This is a genomic window from Palleniella muris, assembly GCF_004792655.1.
GTDB lineage: Bacteria > Bacteroidota > Bacteroidia > Bacteroidales > Bacteroidaceae > Prevotella > Prevotella muris_A.
Window position 1 is genome coordinate 127,462 of the sequence record NZ_SRZC01000007.1, and the last position, 14,954, is coordinate 142,415.

At 48.3% G+C, this 14,954-nt stretch carries 9 protein-coding genes and 1 pseudogene; 1 reads left to right on the forward strand and 9 read right to left on the reverse strand.

Annotation, left to right across the window (positions count from 1 at the left end):
• Positions 1-3: 3 nt before the first annotated feature.
• The 8 genes from E5358_RS05940 to E5358_RS05975 form a co-directional block, all read right to left on the reverse strand.
• Positions 4-948, reverse strand: a complete 945-nt coding sequence (locus E5358_RS05940) for a DNA/RNA non-specific endonuclease (RefSeq protein ID WP_168354596.1) — start codon at positions 946-948, stop codon at positions 4-6.
• Between the two features lie 297 nt (positions 949-1,245).
• On the reverse strand, positions 1,246-2,025 hold the full coding sequence (gene lpxA / locus E5358_RS05945) for an acyl-ACP--UDP-N-acetylglucosamine O-acyltransferase (protein WP_135939320.1): 780 nt from the start codon (positions 2,023-2,025) through the stop codon (positions 1,246-1,248).
• A 20-nt stretch (positions 2,026-2,045) separates the two neighbouring features.
• Complete coding sequence (locus E5358_RS05950; RefSeq protein WP_135939321.1) at positions 2,046-3,434, reverse strand: TolC family protein; 1,389 nt, start codon at positions 3,432-3,434, stop codon at positions 2,046-2,048.
• A gap of 5 nt (positions 3,435-3,439) precedes the next feature.
• On the reverse strand, positions 3,440-6,697 hold the full coding sequence (locus tag E5358_RS05955; RefSeq protein ID WP_135939322.1) for an efflux RND transporter permease subunit: 3,258 nt from the start codon (positions 6,695-6,697) through the stop codon (positions 3,440-3,442).
• An 87-nt stretch (positions 6,698-6,784) separates the two neighbouring features.
• Positions 6,785-7,987 (reverse strand): efflux RND transporter periplasmic adaptor subunit, encoded by a 1,203-nt coding sequence (locus E5358_RS05960; RefSeq protein WP_135939323.1) that lies wholly within the window; start codon positions 7,985-7,987, stop codon positions 6,785-6,787.
• 353 nt (positions 7,988-8,340) lie between these two features.
• A complete protein-coding gene (locus E5358_RS05965; RefSeq protein WP_277821180.1) occupies positions 8,341-9,669 on the reverse strand; it encodes a hypothetical protein in 1,329 nt (442 codons plus the stop codon).
• Between the two features lie 44 nt (positions 9,670-9,713).
• Positions 9,714-10,607 (reverse strand): DUF5689 domain-containing protein, encoded by an 894-nt coding sequence (locus tag E5358_RS05970; protein WP_135939324.1) that lies wholly within the window; start codon positions 10,605-10,607, stop codon positions 9,714-9,716.
• Positions 10,608-10,626: 19 nt separating this feature from the next.
• On the reverse strand, positions 10,627-13,233 hold the full coding sequence (locus E5358_RS05975; RefSeq protein WP_422121064.1) for a TonB-dependent receptor: 2,607 nt from the start codon (positions 13,231-13,233) through the stop codon (positions 10,627-10,629).
• Positions 13,234-13,444: 211 nt separating this feature from the next.
• Between E5358_RS05975 and E5358_RS05980 the strand changes: the two genes are divergently transcribed.
• Positions 13,445-14,509, forward strand: coding sequence for an endonuclease/exonuclease/phosphatase family protein (locus tag E5358_RS05980; RefSeq protein ID WP_135939325.1), 1,065 nt, complete (start codon positions 13,445-13,447; stop codon positions 14,507-14,509).
• 198 nt (positions 14,510-14,707) lie between these two features.
• On the opposite strand, the pseudogene E5358_RS15075 reads toward E5358_RS05980, so the two are convergent.
• Positions 14,708-14,954, reverse strand: a pseudogene (locus E5358_RS15075) (Rpn family recombination-promoting nuclease/putative transposase); the annotation flags it as partial.

Sequence of the window (14,954 nt, forward strand, 5' to 3'; positions counted from 1 at the left end):
TGGTTATTTCCAATCGTCTGTGTTGAGAAGGGCTTCAACAGACTGTTCTACATTGTCAGGCAGGTTGCAGAAGAAATCATATCCTGTGCGCGCCTCCAACTCGTCGATGCTTATCATGTAGGGAGTGAGGTTGGAACTGTTGTCTTTTTTGTGTTCCGCCCAAAATGCCATGGCGGAAAAGGTGTTGTTCTTCGTCTGCTTCAGCACTGCCATGAAGAAATATTTTGGTATAGGAATACGGTTCTTTATCATACCTACTGTGCCACTTTCTTGCTTGCCGTTGAGGTTGACATTATTAATAGTACCGCCTTTGCAGACATAAAGCACCCCACTGTTATTGGTTGTCACATCAGCCCAATTACGTACTTTAATCTCCATTTGCATCCATACCCCAGCATTGAAGTTATGGATTTGTGGGTGCATATTTGCGAGACTGAATGTCTGTCCGTTGACATTCATGGAGCAGATGCGGTCTTCTGATGCACAAATGTGCCCACGGTCATAGCCTGAGTATTTGTAGTCGGACAACAAGGATTGATAGTTTGCATCTATCTCGCTTTCCTCATGGAACGGGTCATCATTCCATTTCTGTCCGTTCCAGTATACGCCGTCTTCCCAATTCTGACGTTGCCAACCCTTAAAGTTATTCGCCTTTGTCCACTGCCAGCAAGTCCAACGCTGCGCACGTCTGGTCTTGTCCCATTCGACTATGTAGTTGACACCGATGCCGTCATCGTACTTGACTATCAGCTGATAGTTGTTGCCCGGCTGCACGCGTGGTACTTCAAGTCGCTGTGCATGCGGGCTCTTCTGTGTATCGTTGGCATTGACATTTATGCCGGCTTCGTTTCCGCCTTCTTCATCTCCACCACAGGATGCGAGGAATGACATGGTTGTGATGCCGAAGAATATGGTCACCACTGTCTTGTAGAATAATAGTTTTGTCATATAGTATTGCTTTTCATAAGATATCAGCATGATTCCTTACGATTGACGGCATTTACCCCTATGGCATAAGGAAAAATCATTTGGTTCGTTTGAGCATACAAAAATAAGCATTTCCCTGCAACTCTACAAGATTCGGTCATATACAACAACATTCTTTTTTCATTTTTTAACGGTTATGACAATTATAATGTCTTTATGCCACAGGAAAGACTACATGAAAAAAATCCTCCGCCGAGAACCTATGTACAGGCAGCCGGCGGAGGATTGCTATCATTTCGGTATTATTCAGCAGAGACTTTATATCTTGGAGATGATACCTATTTCTGTTGTTTCAAGGAACTTGATGATGCTGCGCACGGCATCACCGTCAGGCACCTGCTGCTTAATCTGGTTTACGGCATCCAGCACAGCTGTCTGTCCATGGAAGACAAGGCGATAGGCATTGGCAATATGTCCGATGACTTTCTCTGATGTGCCTGACGAACGGAGCAGCCTTTCATTAACACCTCCATACTCCACCGGGTTATGGGTGGCAACTATGAATGGTGGGACATCACGGCTCACACGCACACCGCTGGTGACCATAGAGGCTCCACCTATACGCACATTAGGGTTGATGATTACGCTTGATGAGAAGATTACACCTGAGCGTATCTCGCAGTCGCCTGCCACCTTTGTGCCATAGCCGAAGGTGCAGTAGTCCCCTACCTTCGTGTCATGGGAGACATGCACGCCTTCCATGAAGAAGTTGCGGTTGCCGATGCGTGTGTTTCCATCACAGAATGTGGCACGGTTGATGACAACGTTCTCGCGGAAGATGTTCTCATTGCCGATAACCAGACAGGAACAGTCACCCTTATAGTTGAAGTCCTGTGGCTCTGCTCCAAGGACTGTATTCTGGAAAACCTTGTTTCCACGCCCCAGACGTGTGCCGTTCATAATGCTTGCAAACGGATAGATGACGCAGTCGTCGCCTATTTCTACATTTCCCTCAATGTAGGCGAACGGATAGATTGTGACATTATTGCCGATTTTTGCCTTCGGGTCGATGTGTGCTTGTTGACTTATGTTACTCATAGCTATGTCTTTTTTGAAAATTAATCTCTGCCTCCGCCGAGAGCGTAATAGAGGTTTACGACAGCCTGCATCTTGTAGAAATCATCCTGCACCTTAGCCAACTGTGCGTTGAGGAGGTTGCTTTCTGCTGTGATTATCTCAAGGTAAGTGGTGTTCGGTCTGGAGCTGAACAGCTCTTTTGTCATCTCAACGTTCTTTGTCAGCACTTCCACGCGCTTGCCGTCAAGTTTGCTCTTCTCGTCGGAAGAGTTGTAGAGCACAAGTGCGTTGCTCACCTCGCTGCCCGCTGAGAGCACAGCCTGCTGCCATGTGTTGAAAGCCTGTTCCTGCTGTGCCTTTGCAACTTTCAGTCCGGCAATAAGCTGACCACGCGCAAAGATAGGCTGGGTAAGGCTGCCGACAGCGCTGAGAAGCCATTTTCCTGGATTGACGATACCACCGGTGCCATTGTTGGTGAAAGCGCCGCTGCCACTGATGGTGATGTTCGGATAGAACTTTGAGCGCGCCTGCTGCACATCATAGAAGCAAGATGCGAGGGTCATCTCAGCATAATGTACGTCAGGGCGGTTGTTGAGCATGCTGATTGACACACCTGTGCTGAAGGATGACGGCAGACTCTGGTTCTCCAGTTTTCCTCGTGCGATGGTCTGTGCCGGCTGTCCGAGGAGGAGTGACATGGAGTTCTCTGTCTCACGAATCTGGCGGCGCAGGTCAGCAGCCTGTGAGAGCACGGAGTAATAGTTCGCCTCTGCACTCTGTACGGCTGTTTCGTTGACAGGTCCCATTTCCTTGCGGAGCTTCATGATGCGCCATGTCTCCTTGGTCAGGTCAGCCATGTTGTTGACAATCTCAAGTTGGCGGTCAAGCATCATGAGAGTGTAGTACATGTTTGCCACGTTGGAGATTACTCCGGTCTTCACCACGAGCTGATAGTCCTTTGTGGCAAGCAGCTGCATCTGTGCGCTGCGCTTTGCGTTGAGGAGGTTGCCGAAGAGGTCTATGCTCCAACTTGCCTGTACCGGCAGTGAGTAGACTTTGCTTGGAGTATGTCCGTCCCATGAAGACAATGTGCCCTGTGGCGAGAACGTGAATGAAGGCACGAATGCCAGTTTTGCCGCTGTCAGCTGTGCCTGAACCATTTTCACATTGAGTGCGGCATTGAGCATGTTTGTGTTATGCTCCAACGCGTACTCTATGAGCGTCTGCAGCTGCGGGTCGGTGAACACGCTGCGCCAAGGCAGATTGCCGAAGCTGGCGGTGTCGGACACAGCAAGAGTATCACTGATACTTGCTGTGTCGCGCACCAAACCTTGTGTGTTTACGTCAGGACGCTCATATTTGTTGTATAGTCCGCAACTGCTCATTACTGCTGCGGCAGATGCAAACAATATGATATTTCTAACTTTCATCGTCACTATTCTTTATTTACGTTTTTGTCAATCTGCTTCTGAAGCTCGGCAGCAGCATAAGGGTTTGTATACTGACGCAACTCCGAGTCGACATTGGCATTGTTGTCATCGAACTCTATCGGCTTTATCTTCTCCTGCAATACCTGGAAGATGTAGAACAGAGCCGGAACGACCATAATCTGGCAGAGCATACCGATGAGCATACCGCCGATGGCTGCTGCACCGAGAGTCATGTTGCCGTTGTAGCCTGCACCCATTGGCACGAGGAGTGGCAAGAGACCGATAATCATGGCGAGTGAGGTCATGAGAATCGGGCGCAGACGGGCTGCGGCGCCAAGCACTGCCGACCAAGAGATTGCCATACCTGTACGACGGCGTTCAAGGGCGAACTCCACAATAAGGATGGCGTTCTTCGCCAACAGACCGATAAGCATGATGAGCGCAATCTGCATGTAGATGTCGTTCTGCTTTCCAAACAGGTTGGTGAAGATGAACGCTCCTGCCAGACCGAACGGAATGGAGAGGATTACTGACAGAGGCAGGATGTAGCTCTCGTACTGTGCCGAAAGGATGAGGTACACGAAGGTGAGACAGAGCACGAAGATGATCGCTGTGGAGTTGCTGGACTCCTGCTCGGAACGTGTCAGACCGGAGAACTCGTAAGAGTAACCCTCCGGCAGGTTCTGTGCTGCGACCTCTTCCATAGCCTTGATTACATCACCTGTAGAATAGCCTTCCGCTGTTGAAGCATTGACATTGATAGAGGTGAATAGGTTGAAACGGTCAATCTCCTGTGGCGCATACATCTTTGTGAGGTTGACATAAGTGCCGATAGGACTCATTGTGCCGTTGCCTGTGCGTACATATATATTGTCAAGGCTCTTAGTATCCCCACGGAACTCCGGCGAAGCCTGAATCATCACGCGATAGAGCTTGCCGTAGCTGTTGAAGTTGGATGCGTAGAGACCGCCGAAATATCCCTGCATGGTTGACAGCACTACGGATGGGTCAATGCCGCTCTGCTTACACTTGGCAACGTCAACATCCATCATGTACTGAGGATATTTGGAGTTGTACTGTGTCATGGCACTGGCAACCTCCGGACGCTTGTTGAGCTCGCCGAGGAACTTCTGTGTTATGTCAAAGAACTTGTTGACATCGCCACCGGTACGGTCCTGCATGGAGAATGTCAGGCCGTTTGTAGCAGAGAAGCCTTGTATCATAGGAGGCTGGAAAGCAAGAATCTGTGCACCCTTGATAGTTGCCGTCTGCTTGTAAATCATGCCAAGAATCATTGATGAGCCAAGGTTATGCACACCGATATACTTCAGCGGACCTTCCGCACCGTTACGCTCCTCGAAGCTCTTCAACTTGACAATGAATGTTCCCTGGTTGGAACCCTGACCGCCGATAAAGCTGTAACCGGAGATACGCAGCGTACTCTGAATGCCCGGATTTGACTTCAGCATCTTGTCCACCTGGTCCATAACGCCGTTGGTCTTCTCCAACGATGTTCCCGGAGGTGTGGCAACGGTAACGAAGAGTGTACCTGTATCTTCGTCAGGCACAAGACCTGTACGTGTGTTCATCATGAGTAATGCCATGGCAACGATACCCACCACAACAGAGCCGACGGCTATCAGCGGACGCTCGACTATGCGGCGCACTCCATTCTGGTATTTGCCCTGAATCTTGGAGTATGCAGCATTGAACGAAACATGGAAGCGGTCAATCATTGACATCTTGCGCTCCGAACCGTCCTCGTTGTGCGGCTTAAGCAACACGGCACAAAGTGCAGGGGACAAAGTCAAGGCGTTAAGGGCTGAGATAATGATAGAGATGGCCATTGTCACACCGAACTCACGGTAGAACGTACCACTCGTGCCACCAAGGAACGATACCGGCACGAACACTGCAGCCATAACGAGAGTGATGGAGATGATGGCTCCTGAAATCTCGCTCATGGCATCCTTGGATGCAGTAAGCGTACTCTTATAGCCCAAGTCCAGCTTGGCGTGGACAGCCTCCACCACCACTATGGCGTCATCGACCACAATCGCAATGGCAAGCACAAGGGCTGCAAGGGTGAGGAGGTTGAGCGAGAAGCCAAAGGCGTAGAGGAAGAAGAACGTTCCGACCAATGACACAGGCACCGCGATAAGCGGGATAAGCGTGGAACGGAAGTCCTGCAGGAAGATGTACACCACGATGAACACAAGGACAAATGCCTCAAAAAGGGTCTTGATAAGCTCATCGATAGAAGCGTTAAGGAACTCGGAAACGTCCTGCATAATCTTGATTTCCACGCCGGGAGGCAGGGATTTCTCTGCATCTGCAAGCACTTCCTTAACATCCTTGATAATCTGTGTGGCATTACTTCCCGCTGTCTGTGTCACCATCATCATGATAGAAGGCTCTCCATCCACACTCTGCTTGAAGGAGTAGTACAGACCGCCAAGTTCCACCTTGGCAACATCCTTTATGCGGACTGTCTGACCATTGGTGTCACTGGTGATAATCATGTCCTGGAACTCCTCAGGAGTCTTCAGACGACCTTTGTAGCGGATGGTATACTCATACTGGTTGTCTGTCTGCTCGCCAAACTTTCCCGGTGCCGCCTCGATATTCTGCTGGGCAAGGATGCCTGTGATATCGCTTGGCATAAGGTTGTGGCTCTTCATCTTTATCGGGTCAAGCCACAGGCGCATGGTGTATGACTGCAGACCCATTGCCTGACACTCACCGACACCCTTCACACGCTTGATGGCAGGAATGATGTTGATGTCGGCATAGTTGCCGATGAACTGATTGTCATATCTTTCAGGGTCACCGGTCAGGGCGAAGATGATGACATTACTGCTCTGACGTTTCATGACCTGCACACCGGCACGGGTAACCTCGGCAGGAAGCAAGGCGGAAGCCTGTGAGACACGGTTCTGGACATTGACCTGCGCCATGTCGGCGTCTGCTCCCTGCTGGAAATACACAGTGATTGATGCCGAACCGTCGTTGGTTGCGGCAGATGTCATGTAGGTCATGCCCTCCACACCGTTGATTTGCTCCTCAAGAGGGGCAATCACAGAGTTAAGCACAGTCTCAGCGTTCGCACCACTATAGGAGGCACGAACCATGATTGTAGGTGGAGCGATGTCAGGATACTGCTCGATAGGCAGTGACACCAGTCCTATGAAACCCAGGATGACTATCAGGATGGAAATCACCGTTGACAGCACCGGGCGTTCAATAAATCTGTCTAATTTCATGTTTGTCTTATTTTCTTGTCAATACTGTCAATATTGCCAATATTGTCAAATCGACAATACTGTCAACACTGACAAAACCTCAGATTGTTATTTTCCCATAGCTTTCTTGAACTCCTCGAGGTCTCCCTGAGCTTCACCGAGCTTCTCGGCATCTTCCAGTTTCTTGGCATACTGTGCCTCTGTGAGCTGCTTGATTTCCATGCCGTCGCTAAGTGTGCTGACACCGTAGACAACGATGGTCTCACCCTGCTTCAGACCGCTTTGGATGATGTAGGTCTTGCCGTCATTCTCTGGATTGATTGTGACCGGAGTATATTTCACTTTGTTATCCTTGCCGACAACATAGACAAAGAACTTGTCCTGTACCTGCATAACGGCATCCTGCGGAATGACAATGGCATTCTGAGTAGAATTAGGGATAACCACAGAACCGGAGCCACCACTCTTCAGCAGTGATTCAGGGTTAGGGAAATCTGCACGCATCTGCACAGTGCCCTTCGCCGGGTCGATTACACCGCTGACAGCAGTAATCTTGCCCTCATGATTGAACATGGAGCCGTCGGCAAGCTGGAGCTTCACAGAAGGGAAATCCTTTATGGCGCTTGTTATGCCGCCGTCCTTTCTTGTGAGAGCCATGATGTCTTTCTCTGTCATAGAGAAATAAACCTGCATTGTGCGTATGTCGGAAACAGTTGTCAGTGGCTGCTGGATAGAAGAGCTCACCAAAGCTCCTGCCTTGTAAGGCAACTCGCCAATAACGCCTGTAGCCGGACTCGTCACATAGCAGAAGTCAAGGTTCTGCTTTGCAGCAGTGTAGTTTGCCTCTGCCTGAGCTACAGCTGCCATGGCTGTCTCATAAGAGTTGCGCGCTGATGAAAGCTCATAGTCGCCGATAACATTGTTGGCATGGAGCTTCTTGCTGTTGTCATAAGTGAGTTTTGCTGTGGCAAGCTGTGCCTTTGCTGAGTTGACAGCAGCCTTCGCCTGGTTCTTCGCAGCCTGATAAGTCACATTGTCTATCACAAAAAGCAACTGTCCGGCCTTCACCTGCTGGCCCTCCTGCACGCAAATCTTTGTGATGAAGCCTGATACTTTCGGGCGTATCTCCACATCCTGCACACCCTTGATGGTCGCAGGATAAGAGGTTTGCAAATCAGCACTCTGTCCTTTCAACGTTCTGACGGCGTACTCGTTGTCACCAAAGTTCGGTTTTCCGCCTCCGCTTTTGCTTCCGCAAGACACCAACATTGCAGCAGCTGCCGCAAGCATTACAATCTTGTTCATTTCCATACTTACTAAAATCTTTATTGTTTTTATAATTTTTGTCTCTGCATTTATTATATTCATTTTATATTCTTACGCAGTCTATAGCACTGTCAATTCCACATTATTCATAGCAAATAATGGTACTGAAAGTGCATCTTTGAGTTTTTTAATGGTGCAAAAGTAATTGTTTTTCCTCAATACATAAAATTATAACAAAACATTTAACAAATAATTATTTTGTTTCTGTTAAATTTCTAAAATTAAATAATATAGGTTATCTATAACATCAGATTGTACACATATTTGAGAACAAACGAAACATGGTGACACAGCGTAAGCCATGCCACCATGTTTTCGTTTTCTACTATGCAAGTCATTTATTCTGCATATTCAATGTTTATTGTCTTTACACGGAAATGTCCTCCCATTGTTGTATATGTCAGAGTTGCAGTGTTTCCGCCTACACTCCATGTTGCGATATTATTGTTCAGGCTGACATTAGAAGGACTGAAAGAACTGTTTCCATCTGTAGCATAGTATGGACGGGCGTTCTGGTCCTCACCGCTTGCGAATGTGATTATTATAGTCTTGATTACCTTTGACGAAGAGACAGTAAGCACATTGCTGCCATACATGCGCATTGCTGTGCCTGTATTGTAATATTTTGGTGTTGTGCTGCCACTTCCTTTGGAGAAAGTCATTGTGGTGTTTTCATCATAGTTGATTGCCTTTCCGTCAAAATCCTGCTGATTCTGGTATCCCTGCTTTGAGAAATCGAAGCCTGCAGGCGCCGGTGTCGGTGTGCCTTCACCTTTCTTAATAGAATAGACATATGCCTTGCCTGCTACAGTTTCCGGTGTGTTGCCGTAGTAGTTTGTCACAAGACCGCAGATAACGACCTCGTCTCCTACCTGTATGGCGTCTGCTGATGTGAACTTCTCGTTGTTAAGACCATAACAGCGGAATACGTAGAACTCATTGCTTGCCTTTCCGTCGTCAGAGATGCGGAATGTTGCGTTGCCATAGTTGCTTACGTCGATATTTTCCACGCTTGACACGATGCCCTTGAAGTAAACATTCTCGGAAGACTGCTCATCCTTGCCGAGTGCACTTGTGAAATTGATGATTCCTCCTACATTCCACGGGTCAGCCTCTGTGCCGGAGCCTTTCGTCTCCAGTGCCGGCTTGTCGCCGCCGCCTGCTGTCTGTCCGTTGAGAGAGTATATGTAGCTGGTTCCCTTTCCTTCTGTCTCTGGAGTGTTGCCAAGATAGTTTACGAAGCGGCCATAGATGACGACTTCGTCACCCTCCTTAATTTGATCCTCGCTTGTGAACTTGACGTTTCCGAGGTATAAGCTCTGAAATATGTAGAGAGTATTGCTGGAGGAACCGTCATCAGAAATATAGTAATTAGCATTGCCATATTGTGCTGTTTCAACCTGACGAATTGAGCTGATTTTGCCCTTTACATACATCGGCTCTGTTTTTCCTGTCTCGTCCAAAGCAGAAATTATCTGAAGTGCTGCCGCGACATTGTACGGATTGGCTTCTGTACCGTCACCGGCAGGCTCAACTGTGATATTGCCACCCTGGTCGCCTCCTGTTTCCTGTCCCGGGATATCGTATGGTTCCGGCACATCCTCACAACTCTGTAGAGCGAAAGCTGATATGGCGAGAGCCATTATGGTATAAAGAATCTTTTTCATAGTGTTATATGTTTTTATAGATTATTTCTTTTTGTTGTTTGTGGTTATCTGTTAACTGCCGGCTTAACATCGTTGGCTGTGCGGAGAGTGAGCTGGCACTTGTTTCCGTAGCGCACTACGAGTGCTGTGATGTCTACTTTTCCTGCGGGCATTACGTCGTTGGAGAATTTTGCGCTTGTCGATGTGCTGATGAAGATTGTAGATTTCGGCAATCCCACGATAGCACGTTCCACATTGAAATCGTTGGTGCTTGCGAGGTCAGACTTTGGCGCCCATTTCTTCTCGCCGTCAGCATCAGTGATTTCTGCGTTCTTTATTGTGACGACACGTCCTGCAAGGTTGGCAATGTTCTTTGACACTTCGTTCTTGAACTGGTCAACAGTAAATTCCTGCGTCTTGACAGCTTCCGGGTTATACCCCATGATTCTGAAGTGCTTCTGCCATACCCAGAACGGCATGTTCTTAGGGTATGTGTTGCCGCTGGATGTCATGTAAGGCGTACTTATAGCCTGCTGGTTGCCGTTGGTGCCGACGCTGAGTCCTTTCAAATCGACGAGGATTTCCTGTCCGACAGGAAGGTAGGAGAACAGGCCGCCGGAGTATACATAGATAAGCACGGATTTCCCGTCATTGCTTGTAGCATCCTCGCATGCTATGTAATTATAGATATTGCCGCCGATGTCGTTTGCAGTCACACGCAGTCTGAGTTTCATGTCCTGCTCTATGGCCTTGCTGCATCCGCGGTAAGAGGAGTTGTTGAACTCTGGGAAAGCTTTCTCCACATCAGCAAGTGTGACAACATTCTGCTCTGTGATTTCATTGTTTCCGTAAGCGGTCTCTGCGGAGACATGGTCCATATCGCCATACCCGCCATCCTGGCATGAGGTGATAAGGAGTGCTGCGGCAAATGCGGTTAACGCAAATAGTGTCTTTTTCATTATTTAGTCCTCCTTATGTTTAGAATTTGTATGTGACATTGAACATTCCGTTTGTGCCGTAAGCATAGAACTTCTTAGGGTTATTGTAGAAGCTGTATATACGCTGTCCGCTCATTGAGCCGTCATTGTTTGTGGTGTAGCCCTGACGTGCCTGCTCATAACCTCCTGTGCAGATTTTCACATTGTTGAGGATGTTTGTCAGAGAAAGGTTAAAGGAGAGACTGCCTTTCTTCAGATAGATGTTCTTGCCGATAGAGCCGTCGACCATCCAGCCTCCCTTTCCGAGTGACTGTCCCGGCACATCAACGTTTGTTGTGATGTTTCCGTTCTCGTCCACACCTGTATTGATAAGTCCTTGTGCTGCCAGGGAAGTCTCGTAGCGCAGAGGCATTGACCATGAGAGATAGATGCGGTCGTACCATTTTGCGGCGAGGTCTATGTACCAGCCGTTCATGTGGAAGCTCAGTCCGAGTGATGTTGCCGTGAGCGGAGTGCCGCTCTCGCGCATGTCTTTGCTGTAAACCGTTGTCTCTTTATATGTTCCTTCGGTTGAAAGCATGTATCTTGCGGTGTTGTTGTTGAGATACTTTGCATCGCTGATTGTACCGAGAGCCTCAAAGTCAAGGAATGATGTGAGTTTCACTCTTGCACCGAGTTCCGCACCGTAAGCTGCTTTATGTACACCTGTCATAGAAACATAGGTGAATGTGTTGTCATCATCGTAGTAGTAATTCTGCCACTCTGTACCGTCAGTGATAAAGGTGTAGTAGCCAGAAGCGTTCATGGCGAGCCATGAGGTGGACATTTGGTAAGACAGTTCAACGTTTGTCACCATCTCGTTCTTCAGATGTGTAACGAAATCGTTGCACATTTCCGGAGCAGCGAAAGCTGTGGAAGCCTGTGGCGCGCGTGACTCGAAGCTGCCACCGAGAGAGAGGGCATGCCCCTTGCCGAGATTGAAAGAGACAGCCGCTTTGGCTGTTCCCTCAAGGAAGCGTGCGATGCCAGACTTGCCATAGGAGTTGTTCTCTGCCAATCCGTGACGCATCTTACCGTCGCGCTGCATGTCTGTATAGCCGAGCTTTCCTCCGAAGAAGAGGTGCGCACGACCGTGGTTTGCAGTGTATGCTGTCCATGCATTGGCCTTATGGATGTTAATGTAGTAGTCATAACCAAACACATCACCCTCACGGACAACAGCATTAGGATTGTTGAGGTCATACTGCACCTTTGGTGAGTTGACACCGAATTTACTGATGGCATAAGTGTTTATGTTATGGAAAGATGACGAACCGAGAAGGTCCTCCATGCTCTGATAGTGGCGTCCGTTGTTTGCACCGAGTCCTATGCCTGCTGTGAAATGACGCTTAGGGTCAATGTCGATGTTCAGTACAGAGTTCAACTGCAAGTTGAGAACGTCAATACGCTTTGCCTGAACGAAATACATTGCATCAGCGCCGGCAGCGTTTGCTCCCTTGTTGGAAGCATAGAGACGATCCCAGTTGACCTGACGGTTAGCCTCAGAGTAGGCGAGATACTGGTAAGCGGAGTACCAGTTGCGTGGCACTTCCTGTCCAAACTCCGGAGCGAAGATTGTTCCCTGTGCGGCGTTGCGTGGGTTGTCAGGATTCCATACATCATAGAATGCCGACGGGAGTCTCTTCCAATAGTCCGGCTGAGGGTTGTCGGAGTTGTTGTAGTTGAGTTTCGTGCTCTTGTACATGGAATACCTTCCGCCAAGCGTAGTGGTAAGTTTGGCGTTGTCATTGATTTTGAAATCCCATGTAAACAGTCCTGACGGAGCGAAATCGTTTACGACGCGGGAGTTGCGGATTTTGCCATTCTGATAGCCCCAGTAAGGGTTGTAGAAGTTTGAGTTGGCAAGCCAGTAGCTCTCGTCTGTACATCCAGCCTGACTGGCGCGCTCGGTAGGGTTACCCCATGTTGCGAAAGAGAGGCTGTGCCTGGTACCGAGCAGTTTCTCTACGCCGAAGAAATAGCTCAGAGAGTTATAGAATGTGCCCTTCACATAAGCAGTCTTGGTATTTGACCAGCGGTAGGTCAGCGACCCGGAAAAAGCCCATCCGTTGTTGTTGAATCCACTATTGTAAGTGTACATGGCCCGTGCAGTATAGTTGCGGTTGGCTCCTGCTATGCTTACACGATGTCCGGAAGGCATGGAGCCGGCACGGAAATTATAGTTGTTTGAGCCGCCCATGGCCGTCAGCGAGAACTGGTTGTCCTCGAAAGGCAAGGCAAATTCCACACTGCGTGTCTGGTTGTTGAGACCGCCGACGAGAGAATAGCGGAACTGTCCGCTTTCCATGTCGTTCAACTGCATGCCGTTGACATAAATGTCATTGTACTTCTGGTTGAATGCGCGATAGCGGAAACGCACTGGAGAGAAAGCGTAACCCACTTCTGAGGCATACGCATTGGAATTGGAATTGAGGATTGTCACGCTCTGCGACATGTCGTCATCCTCTCCAAGCTGTGCCTCTGTGAAAGTAAACTGTGCTTCCTCGTCCACCGCAGACTCGATGGAATCAGTCGCGTATGGCTTCTGTGCCATGGCAAACTGTCCCAGCGCTATCAGGGCAACGACAAGTGTTTGTTTCTTTTTCATAGGTTCAATGATTGATGTGTGTTATTTTATTACGGTTGCAAAATTAAATGAAATTTCACGGAAAAACGAAAGTTTTCTGATATTTCTTTCTTACTTATGCATGTTTTTTGCTAATTTTGCATCAAAGAATTTGAAAAACAGCAAAAGCCAGTCTTTTTGCCTTACAAAATGACAAGCAGAGCAACATAATAATACGTAAAAATATACGACTATGAAAAGATTATCTCTTCTCACTTATTTCCTTTTTCTTGCCCTTGCCGTGTGCTTTGCGCAGAAGAAGTATTCAATGTATGCCATCGGTTTCTACAACCAGGAGAACCTCTTCGACACTTGCCATGACGAGGGCAAGCGCGACTACGATTTCCTTCCGACAGGCTCATACAAGTGGAACGGACTGAAGTACACTCACAAGTTAAGGAACATGGCTCGCGTACTTGCGGAAATGGCTACCGACAAGCTGCCTTACGGTTGTGCCTTCATAGGACTGTCGGAGGTGGAGAATGCAAAATGCCTTCAGGACCTTTGCGCCCAGGAACCGCTGAAGAAGCGCGATATGCAGTTCGTGCATTTCGAGGGCGTTGACAAGCGCGGTGTGGATGTTGCGGCACTGTATAATCCTAAGATGTTCAAGATTGACAACGATAAGACCAGCCTTGTGCCTTTTGAGCGTGAGGACACAACATTCTTTACCCGTGGCTTCCTTGTGGTGAGAGGAACAATAGCCGGTGACAAAGTGTGCTGCATAGTGTGCCATTTGCCTTCCCGTCTGCGTGGTGATGATTTCTATCGCGTAAGCGGAGCGCAGCAGTTGGCTAAGATTAAGGACAACATTCTGGCACAGGAGCCGGACACAAAGTTCTTCATCATGGGTGATATGAACGACGACCCGACAGACCGTTCCATGACAAAAGGCTTGCGTGGCAAGGAGAACATTGCCGAAGTTGGTGACGGAGATTTGTATAATCCGTGGATAAGTGTGCTGAAAAGCGGCACCGGAACCCTCAGGTACAATGGCGCATGGAATCTCTTCGACCAGATTCTTGTCACTCCGAACCTGCTTGTCAAGGACGGCGGCAAGGACTATCAGAAGGCTGTGATGAAGGATTGTGAGTCACTGAAATACTATAACCACCAGATTTTCCGTCGTGATTACCTCTTCCAGACAGAAGGAAAGTACAAGGGAAATCCTAAGCGCACGCATGCCGGAGGTCAGTGGCTTGACGGCTATTCCGACCACCTTCCGGTGATTGTCTATGTCGTGAAAGAGAAGAAATAAAGTTTGATTATGCGTCATAACCTGTGGTTTCCATTACCTAAAGGTTATGACGCATTTTCGGTTTTTATTGAGTTTAGGTTAGAAAACTCACAGCATTATTGTCATTTATAATAACAGACAGTGAAACTCTTATGGACTTTCACTGTCTGTTATTATTACAACTTCTTCAAGGTTAAGTCATTTGCTAAGACATAATATCTACAGACTTAATAGTCTCTTGACTTCCTCTGCAGACAAACCTGTCGCAATAGCCATGATGTCTATGCTTGTGCCGGCTTTCTGCATGCGTATGAGGGTGTCACGTTTTTCTTTCTCTGCACCTTCTGCCATTCCTTTCTCCATACCTTCCGCAATGCCTTTCTCCATACCTTCTGCCATACCTTCTGCCATACCTTTCGCATAACCATGCCTGTGGGCACTGTTGTAGTAAGTCTTCTCCGTGCGG

What these genes read in the sequence shown, in the direction of transcription:
- E5358_RS05960 (WP_135939323.1), bottom strand. Translation starts at nt 7,987, where the DNA reads ATGGAAATGAACAAGATTGTAATGCTTGCGGCAGCTGCTGCAATGTTG.
- E5358_RS05940 (WP_168354596.1), bottom strand. Translation starts at nt 948, where the DNA reads ATGACAAAACTATTATTCTACAAGACAGTGGTGACCATATTCTTCGGC.
- E5358_RS05980 (WP_135939325.1), top strand. Translation starts at nt 13,445, where the DNA reads ATGAAAAGATTATCTCTTCTCACTTATTTCCTTTTTCTTGCCCTTGCC.
- E5358_RS05950 (WP_135939321.1), bottom strand. Translation starts at nt 3,434, where the DNA reads ATGAAAGTTAGAAATATCATATTGTTTGCATCTGCCGCAGCAGTAATG.
- E5358_RS05970 (WP_135939324.1), bottom strand. Translation starts at nt 10,607, where the DNA reads ATGAAAAAGACACTATTTGCGTTAACCGCATTTGCCGCAGCACTCCTT.
- lpxA (WP_135939320.1), bottom strand. Translation starts at nt 2,025, where the DNA reads ATGAGTAACATAAGTCAACAAGCACACATCGACCCGAAGGCAAAAATC.
- E5358_RS05965 (WP_277821180.1), bottom strand. Translation starts at nt 9,669, where the DNA reads ATGAAAAAGATTCTTTATACCATAATGGCTCTCGCCATATCAGCTTTC.
- E5358_RS05955 (WP_135939322.1), bottom strand. Translation starts at nt 6,697, where the DNA reads ATGAAATTAGACAGATTTATTGAACGCCCGGTGCTGTCAACGGTGATT.
- E5358_RS05975 (WP_422121064.1), bottom strand. Translation starts at nt 13,233, where the DNA reads ATGAAAAAGAAACAAACACTTGTCGTTGCCCTGATAGCGCTGGGACAG.